The sequence below is a fragment of the Bifidobacterium apri genome (assembly GCF_009299485.1).
GTDB lineage: Bacteria > Actinomycetota > Actinomycetes > Actinomycetales > Bifidobacteriaceae > Bifidobacterium > Bifidobacterium apri.
On sequence record NZ_WBSO01000002.1, the window covers coordinates 201,759 to 226,844 of the forward strand.

General features: G+C 58.2%; 17 protein-coding genes. 9 read left to right on the plus strand and 8 right to left on the minus strand.

Translation table 11 applies throughout. From position 1 onward, the window contains the following. Nucleotides 1–24: 24 nt before the first annotated feature. Complete coding sequence (prfB, locus tag DSM100238_RS02195; protein WP_152355100.1) at nucleotides 25–1,170, minus strand: peptide chain release factor 2; 1,146 nt, start codon at nucleotides 1,168–1,170, stop codon at nucleotides 25–27. Between the two features lie 1,158 nt (nucleotides 1,171–2,328). After that, the gene (locus tag DSM100238_RS02200) at nucleotides 2,329–3,357 is read right to left on the minus strand and encodes a DUF559 domain-containing protein (protein WP_167510983.1); all 1,029 of its coding nucleotides are present in this window, start codon (nucleotides 3,355–3,357) and stop codon (nucleotides 2,329–2,331) included. 1,208 nt (nucleotides 3,358–4,565) lie between these two features. Between DSM100238_RS02200 and dapD the strand changes: the two genes are divergently transcribed. Next, entirely contained in the window at nucleotides 4,566–5,555 is a 990-nt protein-coding gene (gene dapD / locus DSM100238_RS02205; RefSeq protein WP_152355102.1) for a 2,3,4,5-tetrahydropyridine-2,6-dicarboxylate N-succinyltransferase, read from the plus strand. Nucleotides 5,556–5,766: 211 nt separating this feature from the next. Beyond that, complete coding sequence (locus tag DSM100238_RS02210) at nucleotides 5,767–6,132, plus strand: DUF1304 domain-containing protein (protein ID WP_152355103.1); 366 nt, start codon at nucleotides 5,767–5,769, stop codon at nucleotides 6,130–6,132. A gap of 1,646 nt (nucleotides 6,133–7,778) precedes the next feature. Here the strand turns inward: DSM100238_RS02210 and DSM100238_RS02215 are convergent. The 3 genes from DSM100238_RS02215 to DSM100238_RS02225 form a co-directional block, all read right to left on the minus strand. Further along, nucleotides 7,779–9,071, minus strand: a complete 1,293-nt coding sequence (locus tag DSM100238_RS02215) for a citrate synthase (RefSeq protein WP_152355104.1) — start codon at nucleotides 9,069–9,071, stop codon at nucleotides 7,779–7,781. A gap of 283 nt (nucleotides 9,072–9,354) precedes the next feature. Continuing rightward, nucleotides 9,355–10,134 carry a type I methionyl aminopeptidase gene (gene map, locus DSM100238_RS02220; RefSeq protein WP_152355105.1) on the minus strand — a complete coding sequence of 260 codons (780 nt, stop codon included), beginning with the start codon at nucleotides 10,132–10,134 and terminating at the stop codon, nucleotides 9,355–9,357. A 153-nt stretch (nucleotides 10,135–10,287) separates the two neighbouring features. After that, the gene (locus DSM100238_RS02225) at nucleotides 10,288–10,968 is read right to left on the minus strand and encodes an HdeD family acid-resistance protein (protein WP_152355106.1); all 681 of its coding nucleotides are present in this window, start codon (nucleotides 10,966–10,968) and stop codon (nucleotides 10,288–10,290) included. A 188-nt stretch (nucleotides 10,969–11,156) separates the two neighbouring features. On the opposite strand from DSM100238_RS02225, the gene DSM100238_RS02230 reads away from it, so the two are divergent. Beyond that, nucleotides 11,157–13,235 carry a M13 family metallopeptidase gene (locus DSM100238_RS02230; RefSeq protein WP_152355107.1) on the plus strand — a complete coding sequence of 693 codons (2,079 nt, stop codon included), beginning with the start codon at nucleotides 11,157–11,159 and terminating at the stop codon, nucleotides 13,233–13,235. 180 nt (nucleotides 13,236–13,415) lie between these two features. Here DSM100238_RS02230 and DSM100238_RS02235 read toward each other — a convergent pair whose 3' ends face one another. Continuing rightward, the gene (locus DSM100238_RS02235; RefSeq protein ID WP_152355108.1) at nucleotides 13,416–13,985 is read right to left on the minus strand and encodes a single-stranded DNA-binding protein; all 570 of its coding nucleotides are present in this window, start codon (nucleotides 13,983–13,985) and stop codon (nucleotides 13,416–13,418) included. Between the two features lie 533 nt (nucleotides 13,986–14,518). Then, complete coding sequence (locus DSM100238_RS02240; protein WP_167510984.1) at nucleotides 14,519–16,339, minus strand: proline--tRNA ligase; 1,821 nt, start codon at nucleotides 16,337–16,339, stop codon at nucleotides 14,519–14,521. Between the two features lie 419 nt (nucleotides 16,340–16,758). On the opposite strand from DSM100238_RS02240, the gene DSM100238_RS02245 reads away from it, so the two are divergent. From DSM100238_RS02245 to DSM100238_RS02270, 6 genes are all read left to right on the plus strand, one after another. Continuing rightward, entirely contained in the window at nucleotides 16,759–18,360 is a 1,602-nt protein-coding gene (locus tag DSM100238_RS02245) for an extracellular solute-binding protein (protein ID WP_152355109.1), read from the plus strand. 247 nt (nucleotides 18,361–18,607) lie between these two features. After that, complete coding sequence (locus DSM100238_RS02250; protein ID WP_152355110.1) at nucleotides 18,608–19,597, plus strand: ABC transporter permease; 990 nt, start codon at nucleotides 18,608–18,610, stop codon at nucleotides 19,595–19,597. 9 nt (nucleotides 19,598–19,606) lie between these two features. Continuing rightward, nucleotides 19,607–20,548, plus strand: coding sequence for a carbohydrate ABC transporter permease (locus DSM100238_RS02255; protein WP_152355111.1), 942 nt, complete (start codon nucleotides 19,607–19,609; stop codon nucleotides 20,546–20,548). Nucleotides 20,549–20,666: 118 nt separating this feature from the next. Next, the gene (locus tag DSM100238_RS02260) at nucleotides 20,667–21,353 is read left to right on the plus strand and encodes a YesL family protein (RefSeq protein WP_152355112.1); all 687 of its coding nucleotides are present in this window, start codon (nucleotides 20,667–20,669) and stop codon (nucleotides 21,351–21,353) included. A 9-nt stretch (nucleotides 21,354–21,362) separates the two neighbouring features. Beyond that, nucleotides 21,363–22,424, plus strand: a complete 1,062-nt coding sequence (locus DSM100238_RS02265) for a LacI family DNA-binding transcriptional regulator (RefSeq protein WP_152355113.1) — start codon at nucleotides 21,363–21,365, stop codon at nucleotides 22,422–22,424. Nucleotides 22,425–22,589: 165 nt separating this feature from the next. Continuing rightward, nucleotides 22,590–24,518, plus strand: coding sequence for a GH32 C-terminal domain-containing protein (locus DSM100238_RS02270; RefSeq protein WP_152355114.1), 1,929 nt, complete (start codon nucleotides 22,590–22,592; stop codon nucleotides 24,516–24,518). Nucleotides 24,519–24,595: 77 nt separating this feature from the next. Here DSM100238_RS02270 and DSM100238_RS02275 read toward each other — a convergent pair whose 3' ends face one another. After that, nucleotides 24,596–25,042: a permease gene (locus DSM100238_RS02275; RefSeq protein ID WP_152355115.1), complete on the minus strand. Its 447-nt coding sequence runs from the start codon at nucleotides 25,040–25,042 to the stop codon at nucleotides 24,596–24,598. Nucleotides 25,043–25,086: the final 44 nt, after the last annotated feature.

Sequence of the window (25,086 nt, forward strand, 5' to 3'; positions counted from 1 at the left end):
CGCGCGTTCATCAGTGATGAATTCTCAGTTGTTCTGGCCGGCTTTGGCGGCTTCCTCGGCTGCTTGCTTACGCTGGTCATGGCGCCAACGAATGCCCGCCTCGATGAAACCATCGATATCGCCGTCAAACACAGCCTGGGTTTGCGAAGTCTCATAGCCGGTGCGCAAATCCTTGACCATCTGGTACGGATGCAGCACGTAAGAACGCATCTGATCACCCCAGCTGGCCTTGATGTCGCCGGCAAGCTCCTTCTTCTTCTTGGCTTCCTCTTCATGGCGCAGCACCAGCAGTCGCGACTGCAGGACCGCCATGGCCGCCGCGCGATTTTGGATCTGGCTTCGTTCATCCTGCATGGAAACCACCAAGCCCGTGGGCAAGTGGGTGATGCGCACCGCGGAATACGTCGTGTTGACGCCCTGTCCGCCAGGGCCCGACGCCTGGAAGGTATCGACGCGAATATCAGAATCCGGAATATCGATGTGATCGGTGGATTCCACGAGCGGAATCACCTCGACCGCCGCGAACGATGTCTGACGTCGACCTTGGTTGTCAAAGGGCGAGATACGAACCAGACGATGCGTGCCGCCCTCAACCGACAAACGGCCATACGCGTATGGCGCGTCCACTTGGAACGTGGCGGATTTGATGCCCGCCTCTTCGGCGTAGGACGTGTCCATCATCTTGGTCTTGAAATTATGCCGTTCTGCCCAGCGCAAGTACATGCGCAGCAGCATCTGGGCAAAATCCGCAGCATCGACGCCGCCGGCACCGGAACGAATGGTGACCACGGCGGAACGCGCGTCATATTCGCCGTCCATCAAGGTCTGGACTTCCATATCGACAAGATCCTGGTCAAGCTGCTTCAGATTGCGTACGGCTTCCTCCATGGAATCTTTGTCGTCTTCCTCGGAACCAAGCTCGTAGAGGGTTTCAACGTCATCGATGCGACGCCGAGCATCGTTGAGACGCTTCAGCTGGGATTGCGCCGCCGAAAGTTTGCTGGTAACTCGCTGAGCGTTTTCCTGATCGTCCCACAGGCCGGGGGCGCTGGCCTCAGCCTCGAGATCCTTGATCGACGAGGCCAGAGCATCCATATCAATGGCCTTGGCGATCATGTCGAATTTCGCCTTGGTCTCGTTCAAATCCTGAGTAAAGTCATAGTCTGCCACGTCTATCCACCTTACAGGCACAGGCGGAAATCAACCGCCAAACCGCCCGAACGTTCACACCCTTTTCTGATTGTGAGTCGCCAGCCACACCGTAAGCGGCAAACCCGACCACCGACACCGACCACCCCCTCCACCACGCGCGATTGTGAGCCACCACTCACAACCAGCGCGACAAACCCAACCGCCAACACCCACCCAGACAAACAACACGCCCGATTGTGAGTCGACACCAGCAACGCAAGCCCCAAACCCGACCACCGACACCGACCACCCCGCACCACATATGGTCGTTGTGAGCGGTCGTTCACAATCAGTTCGGGTCTCCCCGCCGTAATCTCAGACAATTGCTGATTCTCACGTTGATTGTGAACGGCCACTCACAATCGTCATCATGCGGACAGCGCTACATTCATGCTCGAAAGACGGTAGCGAACAGCGGCTCACAACGAAGAAGAACACACGGGTATGCCGCCGCCGATCCAAGACTGTCATTGCCTTAGTCGAGAGCAACCACTCACAATCAGCAAGGCAGCAGGCAGACCGCGATGGCAACGCATCATCTGTGCATCGTTCGTACCATCATCCATATCGACCATGATACGAACCGTGTGCGCGACCAGCTCAACGCATCATTCGTACATCGTTCGTGCATCATTCGCACGTCATCCATATCGTGTCTTGCGAGCGGCCACTCACAATCAAGTGAAAAAACGAAGCGGCAGGATGTACATCATAAGGAGTTTCAAAGCATTCACACACCCAGACGCATCCACGCGCCCCACGCGCATCCGCCGCCCCTGACACATCCACACGCATCTAGAACAAGACGGGTTCAATCAGACTATCGGAGTCTCAACAACGTCAACATCGACAATTAGAAAGACACAGATGACATCAAAAGCCTCAGGGCATCCGCAACCGTGGGTCGCCGCACAACGGGTCTCCGCACAACGAGTCTCCGCCACACGGGCTTGCCCCGATTAACCCTGCCCGGTCACGCACCTAGAACAGCATTGTGTCAGCGCCACACATCATCTGCTGCAGCAGCAGTCAGCGACATCGCTGAACAAGCAACATGCGAAACGCACTTCACGCACCATGCAACAACGCCAGCGGCGCCAGTACATTCATCATCACACATACGCCGTGCAGCACTGATCAGCTGCGAGCGTGCGTTTCTTCGATACCTGAGACACCTGAGACACCGGATTCATCTGCCCGCTTCATCCCACGCAGCAAACGAGAAGCCAATCGCCGCAACGAAATCGGGCCTGACACCGCATGTTTTCGCCCCGATTGACGTTCCAGACGGGATGCCACACTGGCAGCGAAGGCACGCCGTTCGGTATCGGTCCGCATATCGTTCCGGGTGGCGTTCACGCATACCCAACCAGCATCTTCAAGCATCATACGGCGGCGCACATCTTCTTCCCAGTTACCGGCATGATATTTGCCGTCATATTCGACAGCGACTTTATATTCCGGATATGCAAGATCAAGGAACAATTTGCGGCGGATATTCGCATTCGTCTGTCCTGGCATCTTCTTGATATCGAGCTGCGGATTGACTTGCGGCATCGGCAATCCATAGGACAGCAACATCAATCGCAATTCACTTTCCCGAACAGAATCCGTATTCTCTTTCATCAAGACCAAAGCCCGGCGCAATTGCGCAGTGCCGGCTGGCATCCGTCTCCCGGTCTTTCGAATTTGCTCGTGTATCGCATGACAAGAATCACGAAAATCGCGCAACGGCATCCACCGTTGATCACGGTCTCTTCGCATGAAAGCATCCCCCAGCAGCACCAGCGATCCGAGCTTAGAACGTCGCGCATACATCAGCCATGTCGTATCCGGGGCAACGCACGTGATGCCATCAAGATGCACGAATCGCATGGGATAACTCCAAAATATGCACCGCACTCCTGCGATTCGTCTGCGGGTTTTCTGCGAATCAGCGACCACTACCAACTCGTCATGATCCAACCCATTTGGCACGTCGATACACAGCAATTTCAGTGCGGTGCTCAGCGCGAAAATCAACGGCGAGGCGACACGCGACTGAAGTTCGCGGCAGCGAATCAGTGTCTCCGCTTGAACGCGCAGCAGTCTGACCGGGGTCGTTTCGACGCGCCGTCCACAAGCCTGCGTCAAAAGCCCAGACCGTCGATGCTCAACCGTGTTCATAGTCATACGTTCGACGCTAGCTTGCCGCCATCCTCACCGAAAGCGATGACGGACAATGTGGTCAAAAGATGCGGTTATCCACATACGGCTGTGCGATCGCGCGCACCCACCGCGTGACCAAGTCCCACAAATTCTGGTCGAACGATTGCCAGCGACGGACAGATAACAGAAATGTCCGCGCCGTTGCGATGTGGGCACGGTTCTCATCCCGCGACTGGAGACGGGGTCACCGATGCCTATTGGCTTTGTTGTGAGCGCTGCCTCACAATGGAATACGTTGAGGTCATCTTTCTGCGCATCGAGGCGACATAACACGGCTGGTTGTGAGTCGCTACTCACAACCAGCATGATGATAAAACTTTTGCGTCTTTATTAGCGCTCACATAGCATACGTTTGCGAGTCACCACTCACAACCAACACGACGACAACGCCTCTGCGCCATTATCAACGCCCACACAGCACACATTGCGAGTCACCACTCACAACCAACACGACGACAACGCCTCTGCGCCATTATCAACGCCCACACAGCACACATTGCGAGTCACCACTCACAACCAGCACGATATATAAAGATGGAGGGATCATCGCAATCACAACAACAATCACGAACACAGCCGGGACACCACTCAACGGGCTGCAAGAATCGTCGACAAATACTGTCCGCCACGCCGCGTCAAGCCGCCGAGACCGTCCTGTCAATCCCGTCGCGCATTCCCACGGATACCGCAGCCGACAATCCTGCCAGCCCCATCGATCGTACCGAACAGCCCTCGCCAATCCCGCAACGCATTCCCACGGAAACCGTCACCGCCAATCTCTCCTGCCCCATCAATCGTACCGAGCAACCTTCGCCAACCCCGCCAGCACCCCACGGGTGCGTCCGGTAGTCGCGTGCACTCGCGACCCCGCGAGCCCCGCCGCCGACCCCGCCAGCGCTCCCGCGCAACTCCAACAATGCCGCCAATACCGCACCATCCAGCCGCACCATCCATCCACAATATCCGCCGTTCATCACGTGCGAAACCTCCCTCACGTTCAGCCCAATCAGCGCACATCCTTCACACACCGCAAAACAACTCGCACACCGGAAACCGCCTATCCATAACCGGTCAACCGTAATATACTCGCCAGTAAGCGCAACATACACAACGCGTGCCTTCAAGACATTCGAAGCCTTCAGGACATCAGAAAGCAGGAACATATCATGGCAGATCAACGCACCGCATGGGGATGGGGACTGGCAAGCATCGATGCAGCCGGCGCCACACTCGATGTTTGGTATCCAAAACTCACCCTCGGCCCCGCCCCATCGCCGGCCGACCGTCCCGCACACGGATTTGACGCTCTCGTTCGCGAACAAGCCGACGCGCGCGGGGTGCGACGCGTCCCCGTCTTCACCGTCAGCGACCTGGATGCCGCACCGGTGGACGCCGCCGACGCGTACCTGCGTCTACATCTGTTAAGCATGCGTCTCGCAAAACCAAACACCATCAATCTTGACGGCATCTTCGGCGTACTCACCAACGTCGTGTGGACCAATTACGGTCCATTTGCCATCGAAGATTTCGCCCTGCGCAAGATGGATGTGCAGGCAGCCGCAGCCAATGCCGCCAACGGCGCTCCAAGCGCTAACGTCGAAGTCATGCTCGTCGACAAGATGCCGCGCATGGTCGATTATGTCGTTCCCACCGGCGTGCGCATCGGTAACGCCGACCGCGTCAGACTCGGCGCCTACCTGTCCGAAGGCACGACGGTCATGCATGAAGGGTTCGTAAACTTCAACGCCGGCACGCTCGGCGTCTCGATGGTTGAAGGCCGCATCTCGCAGGGTGTCGTCGTCGGCAATGGCTCCGACATCGGCGGCGGCGCGTCGATTATGGGCACGCTGTCGGGCGGTGGCAAGCTGCGCAATTCCATCGGCGAACACTCGCTGCTCGGAGCAAACGCCGGCATCGGCATCTCCTTGGGCGACAACTGCGTGGTTGAAGCCGGATTGTACGTGACTGCAGGCACCAAGGTGACCGTCTACGACAAGGCTAAGGTCGCCGCGGGCGAGCCGCTCGACGTGGTCAAGGGCTCAGATCTGAGCGGCAAGAACAACATCTTGTTCATCCGCAATTCGGTCAGCGGCAGAATCGAGGCGCGCTACCGCAAGGTCGGCATCGCCCTCAACGAAAAACTGCACAAGAACTGAGCGCATTCCCAATTTTTCTACCTATTTCATCATATTTACGGGGCAGATGATTTTAATATCATTCATTTGCCCCGTAAATATTTATGAGATATGTGCCAATGTGGTTTTATCACAGTAATCACCGTATTGCAATGTTTTCATCAACTCGCACTATTCGATGATCGTAAGAAATCAAAATAATCAGAAATAATCCCTGGAAAGAAGCAACATCATGCACATCATCAGCGTTGTTCTGACAACCCTCGTGACCATTGAGTTCATGTATATCTTCTATCTGGAAACCATCGCGACCACATCCTCATCCACCGCACGCGTGTTTGGCATGACGACCGAAGAGCTATCGCGCGCATCAGTGACCACGCTGTTTCGAAACCAAGGCGTTTACAATCTGCTGATCGGGGTGCTTCTGCTTATCGCCCTGTTCGGATATCAGTCGCAAATGGCGGTCGTATGGTTGCTGGGCTACATCATCGCGGTCGCCGCATACGGCAGCTTTACCAGCAGCCCGTGGATCATCCTTAAGCAGGGCGGGCTTGCCATAGTTGCGTTGATTTTCACGCTGGTATTTGGAATCTGATGGGTGACAGAGCAACATGGCATGGCGCCCTGCCTATTGTCCAATATCGTTGTGAGCACATTGGGCAATAGGCCAATAGCTTAAGTCCCTTCATTCCGCCTCGTATCGATTGAGAACGTTCGCGTTTCCAACGATTACGTACCAGATGTTCGTGCATGCGGGTGAGAGACTGTTTGCCAAGCTGGTTCATGGTCTGGGCCAGGCATGATTAGTGTGGAGCGAATCCCCTCGGTTGTCCCGCATAAATAAGTACGGCGCCAGGCACGATTCGGTGTGGAGAGGCTGATCTGATCAATTTCGTCGGTTCTGCGCCTCTCCACTTTGCATTGGTTGCGACTGACAATTCATTGGTTGTGGGTGACAGCGCGCTGCGTATTTGACAACACATCGCGATAAGCACCATTAGCCCATCTCCACAGCTTGATTGTGAGTCGCCATCAGCAACGATTCACTATAATGCGCGAGTATCTTGCCGTACCACAGCCATACGATGTCGGTTGTGAGTCACCACTCACAACGAGCCCCAATCATGTGTCCAAGTCGAGTCGTTCAAGGCCATAAGATTGGGAGCTGTGAGTCGCCGCTCACAACCAAAGCCCTGCAGCGCATGACGATTCCCTGATCAGATTCCCCGTCGTATCGATTGTGCGTCCCCACTCACAACCGATACGACAGACAATCAGCGCAATCAATGTACTGCCTCGTTCTGTGTATTGATTGCGAATTGCCACTCACAATCGGCATGAGGACGGTGAAAATCGGCTACGAACAACACCTTTTGTACCAATGATTGTGAGCCGCCGCACGCAACAATCACAACAGCAGATTGCAGATTGCGAGGACATCCTCTGACACAGTCATCATCTCGGGCTATGTCTGACGTCGACTGTAACGACGACCATTAGTCACCGCTTACATCGTGAGTCATCACTCACAACCGAGAATGTTGGCGGTTTGAATCGACAACGGAACGGGGCCTTTCCGCCGTTGGTTGTAAGCCGCCGCTCACAATCAACGATGTGAGTATCCGAATCGACCCCCGGAAGACATTTTCCAGCAATTGGTAGTGAGCCGTCACTCACAACCAAGGCATCAGTGAGCAGAATAGTCAGCAAACAGGGTGCATCATCCTACGGATGACGAGTCATCACTCACAATCAGGGATATGGGCATGCCGGCCAACCGACACAGAAACGTCCAACACAGCAACAAAAGGCAGACACAATACCAGACCACCTCAGTAGAGGCAATCAAAGCAGCAGCACCGCAACGACAAAGGCAGCCACAACACAAGACATCCACAGTCGGACGGACAGCAGCACAGTACAGGCAGCCACAGTAAGCGGCAGCCACAGTAGAGGCACACAGCATGAGACAACCGCAATAAAAGACAGTCACGACAGGGCGCAATTACGCGACATATCAATGCCAATGCAAAACGGGCATCGCGGCGGCTACACCACGACACCCGTTACGTACTCCCTTGCGCGGGGATGACCGCCGCTGACGCCACGAACGTCGCTGACCGCCGCGAACACCGCTGACCGTCGCTGACCGTCGCTGACCGTCGCTGACCGTCGCTGACCACAGCTGACCGTCGCGAACACCGCGAACGTCGCTGACCACAGCCGCGGCATCACCGTGCTTCAGCGCTGATCCATCGGAACGTAATCGCGCTTTGCCTCGCCCGTGTATACCTGGCGCGGACGTCCGATCTTCGTCATCGGATCGTCAAGCATCTCCCGGTATTGCGCAATCCATCCAGGAATGCGGCCGAGCGCAAACAACGTCGTGAACATGGCGGGATCGAAACCGATCGCACGGTAAATCAATCCAGTATAGAAATCGACGTTCGGATACAGGTGGCGCGACACGAAGTACTCGTCATTCAGCGCAATCTGCTCAAGCTCCGTAGCGACATCAAACAACGCGCGCTCGTCCTTCGGCAGCTTCGACGTCGCTTCATGCTCCACGATTTTCTTGAGATAGGACTTGGCGATCGCAGCGCGAGGATCATACGACTTGTACACGCGATGACCGAGCCCTGCAATGCGTTTGCCGTTCTCCTTGGACCATTCGACAAATTCCTTGACGGTCTTGCCAGAGTCGCGGATAGCCTTGAGCTGGCGCAGCACCGCTTCGTTCGCCCCGCCATGCAACGGACCTGACAACGCGTTGACACCGGCAGCAACCGCGGAATACAGGTTGGCATGTGCACTCCCCGCGATACGCACCACAGAAGTCGAGCAATTCTGCTCATGATCGGCATGGATGATCAGCAGACGGCCGAGAGCATGCACATAAAGCTGGTCGGATTCGAACGGCTCGTAGGGCACGGCGAAGCACATGCGCAGGAAATCATCCACATAGCCTCGCGACACATCCGGATACAGCATCGGCTCATCACGACGACGGCGGAAGATGTAACTGACGATGGTGCGCGCCTTCGCCATGATGATTTCGGCGGCTTCATCAAGCTGGTCGGAATCGTTGACATCTGTGGTGTCAGGATAGAAGGCCGCCAGCGCGTTGATTGCCGAGGCGAGCACGCTCATCGGATGCGAAGTGCGCGGGAACGACCCCATGAACGTGCGGAAATCCTCCCCCACCATGGTGCGATGGTTGATATCCGAGCAGAACTTGTCGTACTGCTGGCGCGTAGGCAGTTCACCGTGGCGCAACAACCAAGCGACTTCAAGGAAATCAGACTGTTCGCACAACTGCTCAATCGGGTAGCCTCGGTATCGCAGAATCGAGTTGTTGCCGTCGATAAACGTGATTTTTGATTCACACTGCGCGGTCGTCAAGAAACCGGGGTCGAGCGTGACCCAACCGTCATTGCGCAAATTAGACACAACGATGCCGTCCGGCCCCGAGGTCGCTTTCACCAGCGGCAGATCGTACTGTTCGGAATCGATCTTCAACTCGGCTGTCGCCATCAACTCCCCTTTCTGTAAGATACGTGCGCACCCGTCACACGGCATCATGTACCACTGCCACTGATGCGATGACGGTCGCATTACGCGTGCTGGAGTGTGTTCATCATAACAGACTGCGCATAGCCGTGACTGGGATGTCTTGCACAACGGTCATCCACTGGCAGCGCAATGGTCTGTAACCGTCCGGCGCGGAAGCGATAAAAACCGGCAGGGCGGGACGCACCCGTCCACACCTCTGCCGGCAAATGCCCCTGATGGGCTGATCCGCTTGAGCGCCGTATTATTACTCGTCGCGGGCGGTAAGAATCACCGGACCGTTCTCGGTGATCGCGATGGTGTGCTCGGTATGCGCACCGCGCGAACCATCGGCGGAACGCAGCGTCCAGCCGTCCTTCGGATCTTGGTAGATTTCATCTGTCGTCTTCATGAACCACGGTTCGATCGCGATGACCAGGCCCGGGCGCAGCTTATACCCGTGATGCGCCTTGCCATCATTGGCGACATGCGGATCGCCGTGCATGACGTGGCCGACGCCGTGGCCGCCGAATTCGAGGTTCACGGTGTATCCCTGCTCGTGTGCGACATCGCCGATTGCCGACGAAATGTCACCGAGACGGTTGCCGGGCTGAGCCTGGGCGATGCCGGCGGCGAGCGCATCTTCCGTGCATTTGATCAACCGCAGATCTTCGGGGTCCTTGTCCTTGCCGACCACGAAGCTGATGGCGGAATCGCCGACCCACCCGTCGACGCTGATGGCCAGGTCGAGGCTGACCAGATCGCCGTCCTGCAGGTTGTAGTCATAGGGGACGCCGTGCAGCACGGCATCGTTGACGGAGATGCAGATGTAGTGTTTGAACGGGCCGGTACCGAAATCCGGAGCATAGTCTACATAGCAGGATTCCGCGCCTTTACGGCTTTCGATACGACGACGGACGTAGTCGTCAATGTCAAGCAGATTGGTGCCAACGCCGGTCTGGGCGCGCAGTTCTTTGAGAATGCTGCCGACGAAGTGACCGGCAGGCTTCATTGCTTCGATTTCCTGAGGTGTTTTCAGTTCGATCATAGTTGTAACCCTACTTCGTGCGGCTTACAAAGCAAGCCGTTGCACGGTGAATCAGCCGTCCGGTGAGCGGACACAATACCGTGGGCCGCACGCCAGTTGCGGCATGCGGCCCACGATCCTTATGACTTCACGGCGTCGTATAGCGCACGTCAGCTATCGTTTGCTGGGTTTGCCGAAGGTGAACGCGCGCACAATCGCGCTGACACCAAGCACAATCAGCGTGATTCCGCCGAAAATCATCAGCGTAAGCGCCGACGGCCCAGGCCAGAACAGGATTGCGATACCCGCGATGATTGAAATGATCGCGTAGAAAATCGCCCATCCTTGCTTCGGCAGCATCCAGGATTCGGTCAATGCCATGATGCCTTCGACGATCCAGCAGATGCCGACGGTCAGCGTGATGACGATCAGCAGGGTCTGCGCGGATAGAGCCGTGTACTTGAACATGATGACGCCGCCGATGGTCAGCAGCAGACCCACGATGATATCAAGCACACGCCAGCCGGCGGGCAGGCCGAGTTCGACGATGGCGCTGACGATGCGGACGACTCCGGCGATGACGAAGAAGACGCCGAGCGCGACTGCCGCGACGACGAGTGTCTTGCCCGGCCACACCAGCAGTGCGATGCCGAGGATGAGCGCGACAATGCCAATGAGCCCGTAGGCTCCGCGGATGGTGTTCTTCGCCCGCTGCGGCAACATTTCCTCGACGAGCCGGAATGGATTGAATGAGTACTGGCTTCCGTCCTCAGACACAGGGTTCTGTCCTGCGTTCGGGTTGGGGTTGTTGGCATACGGTCCATAAGGATTCTGATTCATATTCTGATCAGTCATGACTACTCCTTTCCTTACAGGCGCCTGTTTTTGCCTACACTTCGCATTGTATCCGGGTGTGACAGCCTTGTGAAGGAACAACATGCGCGATGTTGTCGGGTTTCCCTTCTCGACGATCGGTCATTTCCCCCTGCCGCAGGGGACGCGATGGCGCCTGGGTTGTCACTGAAGATGGCTAGGGTGAAGCTATGAGCAACGCTTTGGTTTCCGGCCTCGACCCGGCTTCTTTCTCCTCGGTCATCAAGCCCGCTGACGACCTGTTCCGCTATGTGAACGGGCCTTGGATTGACACGTATCGTCTTCCTGACGATCGTTCCCGGTATGGTTCCTTCGACAAGCTCGCGGAAAACGCCGAAAGCCAGATTCGTGACATCCTTGAGGATGATAATTGTCCTGCGACGAAATCGCGTGCCCTTTACCGCGCCTTCTGCGATACGGATGCCGTGGATGCCGCCGGCATTGAGCCGATCCGCCCCGATCTCGACGCCATCGACCATGCCGCGGATAAGACCGCGCTCACCCGCGTGCTCGGCTCGCTGAACCCGACTGGCGGACCTGATCTGTTCGCCATGGCGGTATACGGCGACCCCGGAGACCCTGAACATAACATCGTGCATGTCGAGCAGGCGGGTATCGGCCTGCCCGACGAAGCGTACTACCGCGACGACCACTATGCCCCGGTCCGCGAACAGTATGTGGCGATGGTCGCCAAGCAGCTGCGTCAGGCGGGGTATGGCGATGAGTTGGCGACCGAGGAGCAGGCGAAACGCTTCCTCGAGGTGGAGACCGCGATTGCTTCGCACCATTGGGACAACGTAGCCACCAGGGATTCGCAGAAAACATACAACCCCACTGATTTCGCGGCATTGAGCGAAACGTTGGAGCATTTCGGCATGTCCGATTGGGTGGACGCATGGCAGGCGTCGTACGACGCGACCGCCGCGGGTCAGGCACAACCGCTTGATTTCACAGCGATTGTGCAGCATACGATCGTGCATGAGCCGAGCTTCCTGTCCGGGCTTGACGCTTTCTGGGCGGCAAGTGATCTCGATGATCTCAAGCTGTGGGCGCGCGTCCACACCATCATTGGATGGGCGGGCATGCTCAGCCATGAGTTTGACGAGACGAACTTCGCGTTCTTCGGCAAGGTGTTGTCCGGTGCGAAGCAGCAGCGCGACCGGTGGAAGCGCGGCGTCGCTCTGGTCAATGGGGTGTGCGGCGAAGACGTCGGACGCGAGTATGTCAAGCGCCACTTCCCTGAAAGCTCCAAGCAACGCATGGAGCAGCTCGTCGGCAATCTGATTGACGCCTACCGTGTGTCGATCAGCACCAGCGACTGGCTTGGCGAAGCGACCAAAGGCAAGGCGCTGGAGAAGCTCTCGAAGTTCACCGCCAAAGTCGGGTACCCCAACCACTGGCGCGACTACGCTGCTCTGGACGTGCGCGATGGTGTCGGCCTCGTGGACAATATGCGCGCCGCATCCCTGTACGAGAACGGCTACCAGCTGTCCAAGGCCGGCGAACCCGTCGACCGTGATGAGTGGCTGATGAACCCGCAGACGGTCAACGCCTATTATGAGCCGTCGTTGAATGTCATCGTGTTCCCGGCAGCGATTTTGCAACCCCCCTTCTTCAATCCTGAGGCCGATGACGCCGCGAACTACGGCGGCATCGGCGCCGTCATCGGCCACGAAATCGGACACGGCTTCGACGATCAGGGCAGTCAGTATGACGGCGACGGCAAGCTCAACAACTGGTGGACCGATGAGGACCGCAAGCACTTCGAGCAACGGACGAAAGCCCTGATCGAACAATACAACGGTTTTGTGCCGAGCCAGCTCGCCGAGAAGTACGCAGACCAGCCGGACAAGGCGCCCCATGTCAATGGCGCCCTGACCATCGGCGAGAATATCGGCGATCTGGGCGGCGTGAACATCGCGCTGAAAGCCTATGCCTTCGCGCTCGACGCCGCAGCCGGCAAGCCTGAAGATGGCTCCCCCTGCGCCATCAAGGCCGCGCTCGATGCCGCTCCTGACATTGACGGCTTTACGGGACTGCAGCGTTTCTTCCTCAGCTATGCCTCGATCTGGCGGACCAAGCAGCGTGATGAGCTTGCCGAGCAGTATCTGCAGATCGACCCTCACTCCCCTGCGGAATTCCGTACCAACGGCATCGTGCGGAACGTCGATCTGTTCTATACGGCGTTCAACGTCCAGCCGCAGGACGCGATGTGGCTCGCCCCCGACAAGCGGGTGCGCATCTGGTGACACCGCCCGGCTGCCGATACGGCGTACGGCTGCAACCGCCAGTCCATGCGCCGTTGCCCTGCCCAGCCGTGTCACGCATGTGACCGACTTGCTGTGCGACACCCCACCATGTGGCCACGAAGGCGTCTGCATGTCTTCGTGGCCATTGCCATTGCTGGAGTTCTGTGAGACCGTCCCGGATCAAAATGCTTCCTCAGGAGGGTTTTCGTCGTCTTCCGGCACTGGGTACTCGCCGCTGTCTGCCATTTGCGAGTCTTGCACTTCAGCGTAGGGATCACGCGGAAGATCACTGTGATGACTTTGCTCTGCTGACGCGGTTTGAGGCATGGCTGCCTGCTCCGATGCGTTCGGTGCGGCCTGTTGCGGCTGTGCCGGCGTCGCAGGCGCAAACCCGGGTTTGTGTCTGGTGAATTGCGATACCCCCAATCCAAGATCATGGCCGATGGAAGCCGCCTCGATAACCGTTCTGGAATGGGTTTCGCCGTCACGTTCCCATTGCTCATTCGCCAGCGTGCCCGAAACGATTATCGGATCGCCTTTATGCACACTCGCCGTCACGTTGCGGGCCAACGCGCGGAACGCCTTAACCGTAATCCATATGGTCGGGCGGTCCTTCCATTCCTTGGCCGTGTTGTCGAAATATCGGCGCGTACACCCGATCCTGAATGAACAGGCAGATGCGTCCTTGCCGAAATTGACCGGATCCGAACCGACGTACCCGTTGATAGTGATCAACCCTTGCTGCACCATTGCTTCCCCTTGATATTGAACCGATACCTGCGATATGTGGACCGCAGGCGCGACGGGGCATGTCCTGCCACGCAACCGGAGATTGGAGCGAGGAGATTGGCCTGTCACGTTGCAGGATGCCATCGCCGCCCCTGCGGTACTTCCTATTCTTCCGGGCGACGCCCGTGCGGCGCCAGTGAAACGGAAAATGTGGTCAAAAGTTATCTGATGCAGGGGAAAAGCGCAGAATATCAACAAAACCGAAGAACACCGGCATGTGGATAACTCACGTCAACCGGTGTGAGCACTTGGCTTGCGCGATCGTCCTCGATCACCGCACCACCACAACATGCCGCCCTTCTTCGACAGAGAGCTGCGGCAATGAGGCCGATCAGGGCACAATCGCATGGGAAGACAGCAAGACCGGCCGCCAGTGCCGGCATTCCGACATACATACAGCGACGGGCGCCGCCTTGAACACAGCGGCGCCCGTCACAGGCTTGTTCCCCGGCGCGAACGCGAACGCCGTTCAGGGGGAACACAACGGCGAAGTCTTACTTGCCGAGCAGTGCGGCAAGACGGTCGGCGATAGTCTGCGCCGCCGCATCGACCGCTACAGCCTCGGAGTTCGAGCCGTCACGATCGCGGACTTCGATGGTGCCGTTGTTGACCGTGTCGCGGCCGACGACAGCGACCAGCGGAACGCCAATCAGCTCAGCATCCTTGAACTTGACGCCCGGAGACACCTTCTTGCGGTCGTCGTACAGCACTTCGATACCCCGGTCTTCAAGCTCAGCGACCAGCTTCTCAGCCGCGTCGAATGCTTCGGCGTTCTTGCCGGTGGCGAGGACATGCACTTGGGCTGGGGCGATCACCGCAGGCCAGGCCAAGCCCTTGTCGTCATGATGGGTTTCTGCGACGCATGCGAGCACACGGCTGACACCGATACCATAGCAACCCATCCACACCGGGACTGCCTTGCCGTTCTGGTCGAGCACCTTCAAACCAAGGGCGTTCGAATACTTGAGACCGAGCTGGAAGACCTGCCCGATTTCCACGCCGCGCTCGAAGCTCAACGGACCGGAACCGTCCGGGCTCATATCGCCATGGCGGACCTCAACAGCTTCGACGGTGCCGTCAGCAGTGAAATCACGGCCATACACCAGGTTGTAATAGTCCACTTCATGCTCGTCGGCACCCGTGAACCACGCGGAACCGTGAGCGATATGCGCATCGACGAAATAGCGGATCGGATGCTCGACACCGCGTGCCGCAGCCTGCGGACCAAGCGCCATCGGGCCGATGTAGCCGCGCACCAGTTCGGGATGCGCCTTGAGATCGTCTTCGGTCGCCTCTTCGATCTCCGCCGGAGTGAACTGGGCTTCCAGACGCTTCATATCGACCACGCGATCGCCAGGTACGCCGACGACCACGAGTTCACGCCACGGCTTGTCGTGGTCGCCATCCTCAGGATGCTTGACGGCGATCACCACGTTCTTCAGAATGTCGCTCGCCTGCCATTGCCTGCCGTCAGCACGCGGATGATCCGCATTCGCGCGGGCGACCATGTCCTCAATGCTCATCGCATCCGGGGTCGGCACCTTTTCGGCGGCAGGAATATCGGAATAATCCTCGACCGGCGGTTCCGGCGTAGTCAGCGCTTCAACGTTCCACGCTTTACCTGACGGGGCGAGCGCGAAGGTGTCTTCGCCGATCGGCATCGGGGCCAAGAACTCCTCGGATGCGGATCCGCCCATTGGACCGGACATGGCGAACACCGGAACGTACTTCAAGTCAAGACGGGTGAAAATGCGCTCGTAGGCGCCGCGCTCGTCCATATAGGCCTTGCGCATGCCTTCCTCGTCGACCGTGAAGGAGTAGGCGTCCTTCATGATGAACTCGCGACCGCGAATCAGACCGGCACGAGGACGGAACTCGTCACGGTACTTGGTCTGGATCTGGTACAGCGTCACCGGCAGGTCCTTGTATGAGGAGTACATGTCCTTGACCAGCAGGGTGAACATCTCTTCGTGCGTCGGGGCCAGCAGGTAGTCAGCGCCATGACGGTCCTTCAGACGGAAGATGTTCTCGCCGTACTCTTCCCAGCGATGGGTCGCCTCATAGGGCTCGCGGGGCAGCAGGGCCGGGAAATGCACTTCCTGGGCGCCGATGCCGTTGATTTCCTCGCGGATGATTCCTTCGATCTTGTCGAGAACGCGCAAGCCGAGCGGCAGCCACGTCCAGATGCCGGGGGCGGCTTTGCGGATGTACCCGGCGCGTTGCAGAAGTTTTGCGGAATCGACGTCCGCATCAGCAGGATCCTCGCGCAGCGTGCGCAGGAACAGCGTAGACATACGAAGTGCTTTGGAACTCATGAATCCCAAGGTATTCGCGTTATGGGACATTATGGGAGGCAAGGCTTCGGCAGATACGAGGCGATGCGAGACAGCGCGCGCAGGACGATAGCGTCTTGGGCTCCACCTACGACGAGCCGTATCGGAACCGCCGACCGTACGTTAACCTCCAACGGATTGAATTCGTCGAATCGGCCCATCCAAGCCAATTGGTTGTTATATCAACGATGATTACGTTCGCATAAAAAACGACACGCGTAAAACGTTTCACGCTTGCCGTTAAACGTTTAATGTTTTATGATGAGATCACGCAAACGGAAAACGACACGGACGTCAGCAGCAAGCAATACGGACAACACATTCACACCAGCCTGTCTCACTGATTCCCCAGTCGATTCCCGCAGCACCACAAACAACAAGTAAAGTTGAAGGACAGAGAAATGGCACGAAGAAGTGTACGGATGGCCATCGCGGCCATCGCAACGGCATCCATGCTCATCCCGCTCGCCGCATGCGGCGGAAGCGGCAAGGCGACAACCGATGCCAACGGCAAGCCGATCGTCACCATCCAAGTCAGGCGCAACGTCACCGACAACCCGATGAAGAAGACCCAATTCTCCAAGGATCTCGAAACCGCCTGCGACTGCACGATCAACTGGCAGGAAATCAGCGATAACGCATGGGGCCAGCAGAAGTCCGCCAAGATGGCTGCCGGCGACTTCCCCGATATCGGCCTGTCGCTGTATGACTCCACCGACGTCACCAAGTATTCCTCACAGTTCGAAGACATGTCCAAGGACCTGTCCAAGCTGCCGAACGTCCAGAAGTTCTTCAAGGCGCAGCCCGACGCCAAGAAGTTCGCAGAAGACAACGGCCACCTGTATCTGCTCCCCTCCGACCGCGGCAAAGGCTACCGCGTCTCCGCCACGCATATGTTCATCAACAAGACCTGGCTTGACAAGCTCGGCTTGCCGGTCCCGACCACTTGGGATGAGCTGAAGACCACGCTCGAAGCCTTCAAGACGAAGGATCCGAACGGCAACGGCAAGGCCGATGAGGTCCCGATGAACATCCGCGGTTTGGGCTTCGGTCTGTGGAGCCCGCTGACGCTGATCAACTCCACCGGTCTGACCACAAGCTTCATGGGCGCCTCCGCATCCAGCCAAGGCTACTATGTCAAGAACGGCAAGGTCGCCAGCTACCTGACCTCCAATGAGCTCAAGGACACCATCAGCTACCTGCATTCACTGATGGCCGAAGGCCTGATCCCGAAGGACGCGCTGACCCGCGACGCCTCCAAGTACAACTCGCAGACCATCAGCGACGGCAAGACCGCCATCAGCGGTGTCACCTTCGGCTGGTCCAACTACTCGGAGTTCGGTGACAAGCTCGCCGACCAGTACATCACCCTTCCTCCGCTCAAGCAGAAGGCCTCCGACCCGGATTCCCAGGTCAAGTGGGATTACTCGCAGCCTGCAGCTGAATACGCCTACGTGCTCAGCCTCAACCCGAAGACCGCGAACAAGGCCGCAGCGCTCAAGCTCATCAACGCGATGTACAGCGAAAAGCTCTCCGTCTCCGGCTTCTACGGCTCCATCCCGGATATCGTGACCGACAACGGCAACCACAAGTACACCATCGACAAGGCCAAGGCCTACGCCGAGTACCCGGACACCCGTGCCGTCGCACTCCAGGACCGCTTCGCCGGCTGGATCCCCGATGACGTGACGATCGTCAACGACACCAACGCCGAGCAGGTCACCGCCAGCGACCAGGCCGTGCGTGAAACCATCAAGAAGAACGTCGACCCGGTCAAGGACGTCATCCCGATCTGGGTGCACCCGAGCAGCGAAGACATGGACACCCTGTCGAACAACAACACCGCAATCTTCAACTACACCGACAACCAGCTGGCCAAGTGGGTGCAGAAGGGCGGCATCGACAGCGAGTGGAGCGACTACCTCAAGAAGGTCAAGGAACCGACACTCGGCCTCGACACCAACATCAAGATCTGGCAGAAGTACTACGACAAGCAGGCCTGACGCCACATCCTGACACTGACGAATAACTGAACCGGCAACGCGCCCTGGGTGTACCGCACAACGCGCGTACACCCAGGGCGGAGACCACGACAAGACTTACCCTTGAATCCTTGAACGGTGGAGGGGTCGCTCCCCTCCACCCCCTCCTCTTTTTCCCATGCCGATGATCGCATACCAGGCTCCAGACATAGCCAGCGCATTTCACCGGCCAGGTGAACACATAGAACAACCAACCATTGGAGCTAACATGGCTACGCAATCTCTCAGCGCAACGCCTGCCACGCCTGCACAGGACAGCCGGCAGCCATCCAGCGTTGCATCAGGCACGACAACAAAGCCCAATATTTTCAAACGAATCGCCCAACATTTCCGTCGCTACTGGGAGTTGTGGCTGCTGAGCGCCCCCGCACTGATTTTCGTGGCAATCTTCGCCTACGTGCCGATGTGGGGCATCCAGCTGGCCTTCCGTAAGTTCGACCCGGATAAGGGCCTCACCGGTGGCGATTGGGTTGGATTCTACTACTTCAACCAGTTCTTCCACTCCCCGCTGTTCGGCGAAATCATGACCAACACCATCCGTATCAGCCTGTGGACGCTGGTCATGGGCTTCATCTTCCCGATCATCCTCGCACTGCTCATCAATCAGATTCATTCGTCGAAGGTCAAAGGCTTCGTCCAGACCGTCACCTACATGCCGCACTTCATCTCCGTCGTGGTCATCGTCTCGATGCTCAACATCTTCCTGACCCCCGGCAGCGGCATCATCGGCCGCTTCCTCGGTCCCGAAAGCGTGCTGGGCAATCCGAAGGCGATCACTTCCGTCTACTGGATCTCTGAAGTCTGGCAGCATTGCGGATGGAATTCCATCATCTATCTCGCCGCACTCGCCGGCGTGGACACATCCCTGTACGAAGCAGCCAAAATCGATGGCGCCGGACGCTGGCAGCTGATCCGCACCGTTGATATCCCCGCGATCATGCCGACCGCTGGCATCCTGCTCATCCTGAGCATGGGCAGCGTCTTGAACGTCGGCTTCGACAAGATCTTCCTGATGCAGAACTCGCTGAACCTGCCCGCCACCGAGGTCATCTCGACCTACACCTACAAAATCGGTATTCTCAACAGCCAGTTCTCGTACTCCACCGCAATCGGCCTGTTCAATACGGTCGTCAACTTCGTCTTCTTGATCACGGCGAACGCGATCTCCAAGAAGATCTCTGAAACCAGCATTTTCTAGGAGCCAACCATGTCGACAACAACAGTTACGCCAGCCCCGAAAACCTCGGGCGATGAAATCCCCTGGAACAAGCATCAACACCAGCATCTGACCCCAGGTGACTGGGTGACCTCGATCATCATCTACGGCCTCATCGCACTGGCGGTGATCGCGGTCCTGTACCCGCTCTGGTTCGTGGTCATCGCATCCTTCTCCAACCCGAACAAGGTCGCCGCCGGCGACGTGCTCCTTCTGCCGAAGGGCATCACCTTCGTCGGATACGCCAAGGTGTTCGCGAACGCCCGCATCTGGCGCGGCTACCTCAACACCATCATCTACTCGGTGGTCGGCACCGCGGTGAACCTCGCGGTCACCATCCCCTGCGCATTCGCACTGTCCCGCAAGGAATTCAAGCCGCGTCGCGTCATCCTGTTCCTGTTCACCGTCACGATGTTCATCGCCGGCGGCCTGATTCCGAACTACTTGCTCTACAAGCAGCTCGGCCTGCTCAACTCCATGTGGGTCTTCATTCTCCCGGGAGCGGTCAGCGTGTACAACGTCATCGTTGCACGTTCCTTCTTCGAGACCTCAATTCCTGAAGAACTGTTCGAAGCCGCCCAGCTGGATGGCGAAAGCTACCTCGGCTACTTCTTCAGGATTGTGATCCCGCTGAGCTCCGCGATTCTCGCCGTCATCGGCCTGTACTACTTCGTCGGCCATTGGAACGACTTCATGACAGGCTTGATCTTCATCACCGACGACGAGAAGCAGCCATTGCAAGTCGTACTTCAGCAGCTGCTGCTCGTTGCGCAAGGCACCGCGACCAACGTCGATGCCGCAGCCCAGCAACAAGCCGCCGACCAGATCAAGTTCGGCATCATCATCGTCTCGACGCTGCCGCTTATGGTCATCTACCCGTTCCTGCAGAAGTACTTCAACAAGGGCGTCATGCTCGGAGCGGTCAAGGGCTGAGCCCGCAACACACTTGCCGGGATGCCGTTATCCCCTTTGCGGCATCCCGGCGATTTCTCGCACCGCGGGTGCGACGGTTCCACCGTCACCCGCACACGACTTGACTTGAAGGAGAGTCATGTTACGTTCATTCGCCGTAGGATACGAACGCTTCTGCCGCGTCGTACTCATGATTGCGGTCACCCACGTGGCGTTCCTCGTCCACACCCTGATGGGCGTGGTCGTCATCGGCCTGTTTCCCTCGATTTCGGCAACCTATACGACATACCGCACATGGTGGCTCGACGAAGACCACAGCTGGAGCATCCGCCAAACCTGGACCGTCTTCCACCGCGCGTGGAAGGACGAGCTTGCCGGCGCGAACCGGTTCGGCTGGCCTCAAGCGCTGCTGTGGCTGCTGCTGATCTTCGACTACTGGGTGGTGAACTTCCATGACGCCGGAACACTCGGATACGCCAGTGCAGGCATCCTGCTGATCGGCATGGTGCTCTATGGCCTGTTCTGCAGCCTGTCATGGGCGATGAGAGCCAACTTCAACGAATCCGGTTGGTGGATCGCCCGCATGACCCTCCAGATGGTCATCGCGCGTCCGCTGTGCAGCCTGTCCCTGACTGCGCTGGTCATCCTCACCGTATGCGCATGGATGACATGGCCAGGGCTCGTCCCGGCATTCGGAGTAGCATTGCCGGTGTTCTTCGTCATCATGGCAGTCGGCAAGTTCGGCAAAGTACCGGGCATGGTCAGGCCAACCGAAGACGCGAAGCCCCGCCTGCGCTTGCAGACGACCGGCACCGCAGACAAGTAAGGAGCGCTGATGGTATCTCTCAAAGATATCGCCAAACAGGCAGGTGTCTCCGTCTGCGCAGTCTCCCTGGTGCTCAACGGCAAGTACAAGAACCGCGTCAGCGACACCACCGCCCAGCATATCCGTGAAACCGCGGCCGCGCTCCACTATGAGCCGAATATGCTCGCGCGGACGCTGAAAACCAACAAGTCACACACCTTGGGCTTCGTCACCGACGAGATCATCACCACGCCTTCCGCAGTGCGCATCATGCTCGGAGCGCAGGAAGCCGCCCGCAAACTGGGCTACATTCTCATCTCGATGAACACGAACAACGACAAGTCGCTGGAACGGCAGGAAATCGCGACCCTCAAGCGCTACCACGCCGACGGTTTCCTGTACGCGTTCATGTACCACCGGGTTGTGGACGTTCCCCCGGCTCTGCGTTCCGTGCCCACGGTTGTGGTCGACGCCGAGGATGCGAAGCATGACCTGCCGTCGATTTTCCCCGATGAATTCGGCATCGGCTATGACGCAACCAACCGGCTCATCAAGGCGGGTTGCCGAAGGATCGCGTATTTCGGCTCAGAATCAGGAATCATCGCCCAACTGCAGCGCTTGGCCGGGTATCGCAGGGCGTTGCACGATGCCGGCATACACGAGGATCCGCAGCTGATTGTCGGGGCAACGGAACACCTGAACGCCGACCAACGAGCCGTCGACTTGCTGAAAGACGCCGCGCCTGACGGCGTGTTCTGCTTCAATGACGTTCGAGCTTCATCCATTTACGCCGCGGCGAATACATTGGGCATGACGATCGGCAAAGACATCTCCATCGTCAGCGTCGACAATCTGCCGAATATCACCGACGCGTTGCGCCCAGGACTGACCACCATCGAGTTGCCGCATTACGAGATGGGCTTCGAAGCGGTCCTTCAGCTCGTGGCGATGATTGAACAGCGCGATAAGCCGGACATCAAGCCCGACCAGATGTTTCGCTCATCTTTCGACACCGACGATACATTCACGACAGTGCATGGTTCAATCATCGAGCGGGACTCCGTCCAACACGCACCTCATGGGAACGAGTAACGGCACACCAGAGCCCTGACCGGCGCTGTGCCCGGCAAACCAGGCGTGCGGCATAAGCCTGCTGCCGATGTGTGCACACGCATGTCGCGGCATCTGCCCAGAACCTGCCGTGCCCGCGGCAACCAACCATTTTTCAACCAACAACCACCATTGCAAAGGAGCACCATGCTTCCCACTACCAACACCACCAGCGCGCATATCGCGACCGGCGACTACACCCGTCTCGACCTGTTTGTCGAACGCACGGGCGAGCCGGCATCAATCAGCTTGACTCGCCCCAGCGATGGAGCCACCATCGCGCACGAGGTCATGCCGAAGAACGAAAACCGTCACCACTTCCAGTTCGACGTGCCCACCGGCACCGACCTGGACATCAGCATCAATCAGGCGGTGTGCCGTTTCGGCTATCTGAGCGAAAGCGACAATGACCTCGACAAGGGCATTCAATACGTCAATCTCGATCCGGATTTCGCACAATGGGATACGCTGCCCACCACGGCAGCCATCTACCGCCAGCCGGAACGCACAGGATCGCACTTCGAGCCGATTGCGCGCTGGATGAACGACCCGAACGGTCTGTGTGAGTTCAGGGGACGCTACCACCTGTTCTTCCAATTCAACCCCTACGGATGGGGCTGGGACTGCATGCATTGGGGCCATGCGGTGAGCCGCGACCTGGTGCATTGGACGCATCTGCCGATTGTGTTGGAACCTCAGCCTGAATTCGCCACCGACCATACCCTGACCGGCGGCGCGTTCTCCGGCTCCGCCATCACCGTGAACAACGACGGCTATCCGTGCAAGGGTGAAGACGCCGATGCCATCCGCTTCGCGCTCACACGCCACACCGAAACCCGTGGCGATGAGCATTCCGTCGAAGAATACCAGACAACCTGCCTGAGCCATGACGGCATCCACTTCGAAGTGGAAACACCATGGATCACCCGGCCGACGCCAACGACCGGACTGGATTTCCGCGATCCGAAAATCGAAACCAACCTGCCGCTGAACGCAACGCACAACGGACGCGCATGGATTGTGACCGCCACCAACCAGCCGGTCGACGAATTCGACCAGCATGCCGATGCCGGCATCAGCCGCGCATCCACCGCCGGCTGGTTCGCCACCTACCCGATGGGCAAGCCGGGTGAAGCGCAGGAAAACCAGGCGACCGTGCCTGTCATGACGCTGTTTTCCACCGCCCTGCCGCTGCACCGCAACTCTGTGTGGCAGTATGAGGGGCCGGTCCTCGCTGATTTCGGTCATCAGGTCTCCCGCACCTACGAGTGCCCTGATATGTTCGCGCTTGACAACCGCACAGTCGCCTGCGGAGCGCTGATGCACTACCGCACCGCAGAGGGCGGTTTCCAGCCGGTTCGTTGGTATGTGGGCGATCTCAACGATGACGGGAAGGCACCGCGTCTGACCGTAACGTCCAGCGATTGGATCGACTTCGGTCTCGGATACTATGCGACGCAAAGCTTCCGCGATGACCACGACCGCCGTATCGTCATCGCATGGATCGTCGACCATGCCGGCGTCCGTCGGGAGGGGCCATGCCGCGCCAACGGCATCATGTCGCTGCCGCGCGAACTTCACGTCGTCAACGACCGTCTGATCGGCAAGCCGATCAAGGAAGTGTACGATCAGCTGGTCGGCGCCCCGATCCAGATCGACGCCTCCACCAGCGCCACATCGAATGTCAAGCAGTGGTCCGCGACATGCCCGAACGACTCGTATTACGCGGATATCACGCTGAATGACGACGCCGACTTCACGCTGACGATCGCCGAGAACCGCAACACCAACGGCGGTACGCCGGAAAGCCTGCGCTTGGTGCGTCGTGACGGAGTGACCCGTCTGGCGACGAGCGGGCAAGGTGATTTCGACAAGAACACCTATGACAGCGGCATGCGCGACGTGCGCCACATCGAGGTGTTCTTCGACCATCAGGTCGCCGAAGTGTTCCTCAATGACGGCGAGGCAGCGGGAACCATGCTGTTCCAGGCCGGTGAGCCGCAGGTGCGGATGAAGCTCGAGGCCCAAGGCAACGTCACCGCGTGCAAGGTGAACACACTCAACACCATCTGGTGACCCCTCCCCCACACCAACATGGCCCTCTGCCGACGCTGAGCGCAATGCCAGCGAGGCAGAGGGCCATGTGTTTGTTATTAATGCTTCTTGCCGCCCGCAGGCGCGCTTGTTGTTTCGTCAACCTCCTCCTCGACGGTCTCTTCGAGTTCCGCACGCTCCAGCCCGGACATCGGATACAGGAAAATCGGCAGCATCATCAGGCAGCCGACCAGATAGAACACGTCAGGCAGTGAGAACAGATGGAAGAACGTCAAACTGTTCGGCAGTAGGATGCCGACGCAAACCACGGCCATGCCGATCGGCGGCAGGGTCGACCACACCGCCGGATTCGGGGCGTTGTCGGCGCTCTTGCGTTTCACGGAATCAAGATATACCGGAATGATGAACATGAGGCCGCCGACCAAGGTGAGCACATCCGTGAGTTTCAGCGTGCCGAACAGCACAAGCGGCCACGTCTGGAACAGCACGAACGCGACGAACATGATCAACAAGCCGATGACGGATACCACAGTCGATTTCTTCATGGCGAACCTCCTTGCGATGGCGTTCTGCTCTCCTATGAGCCGGA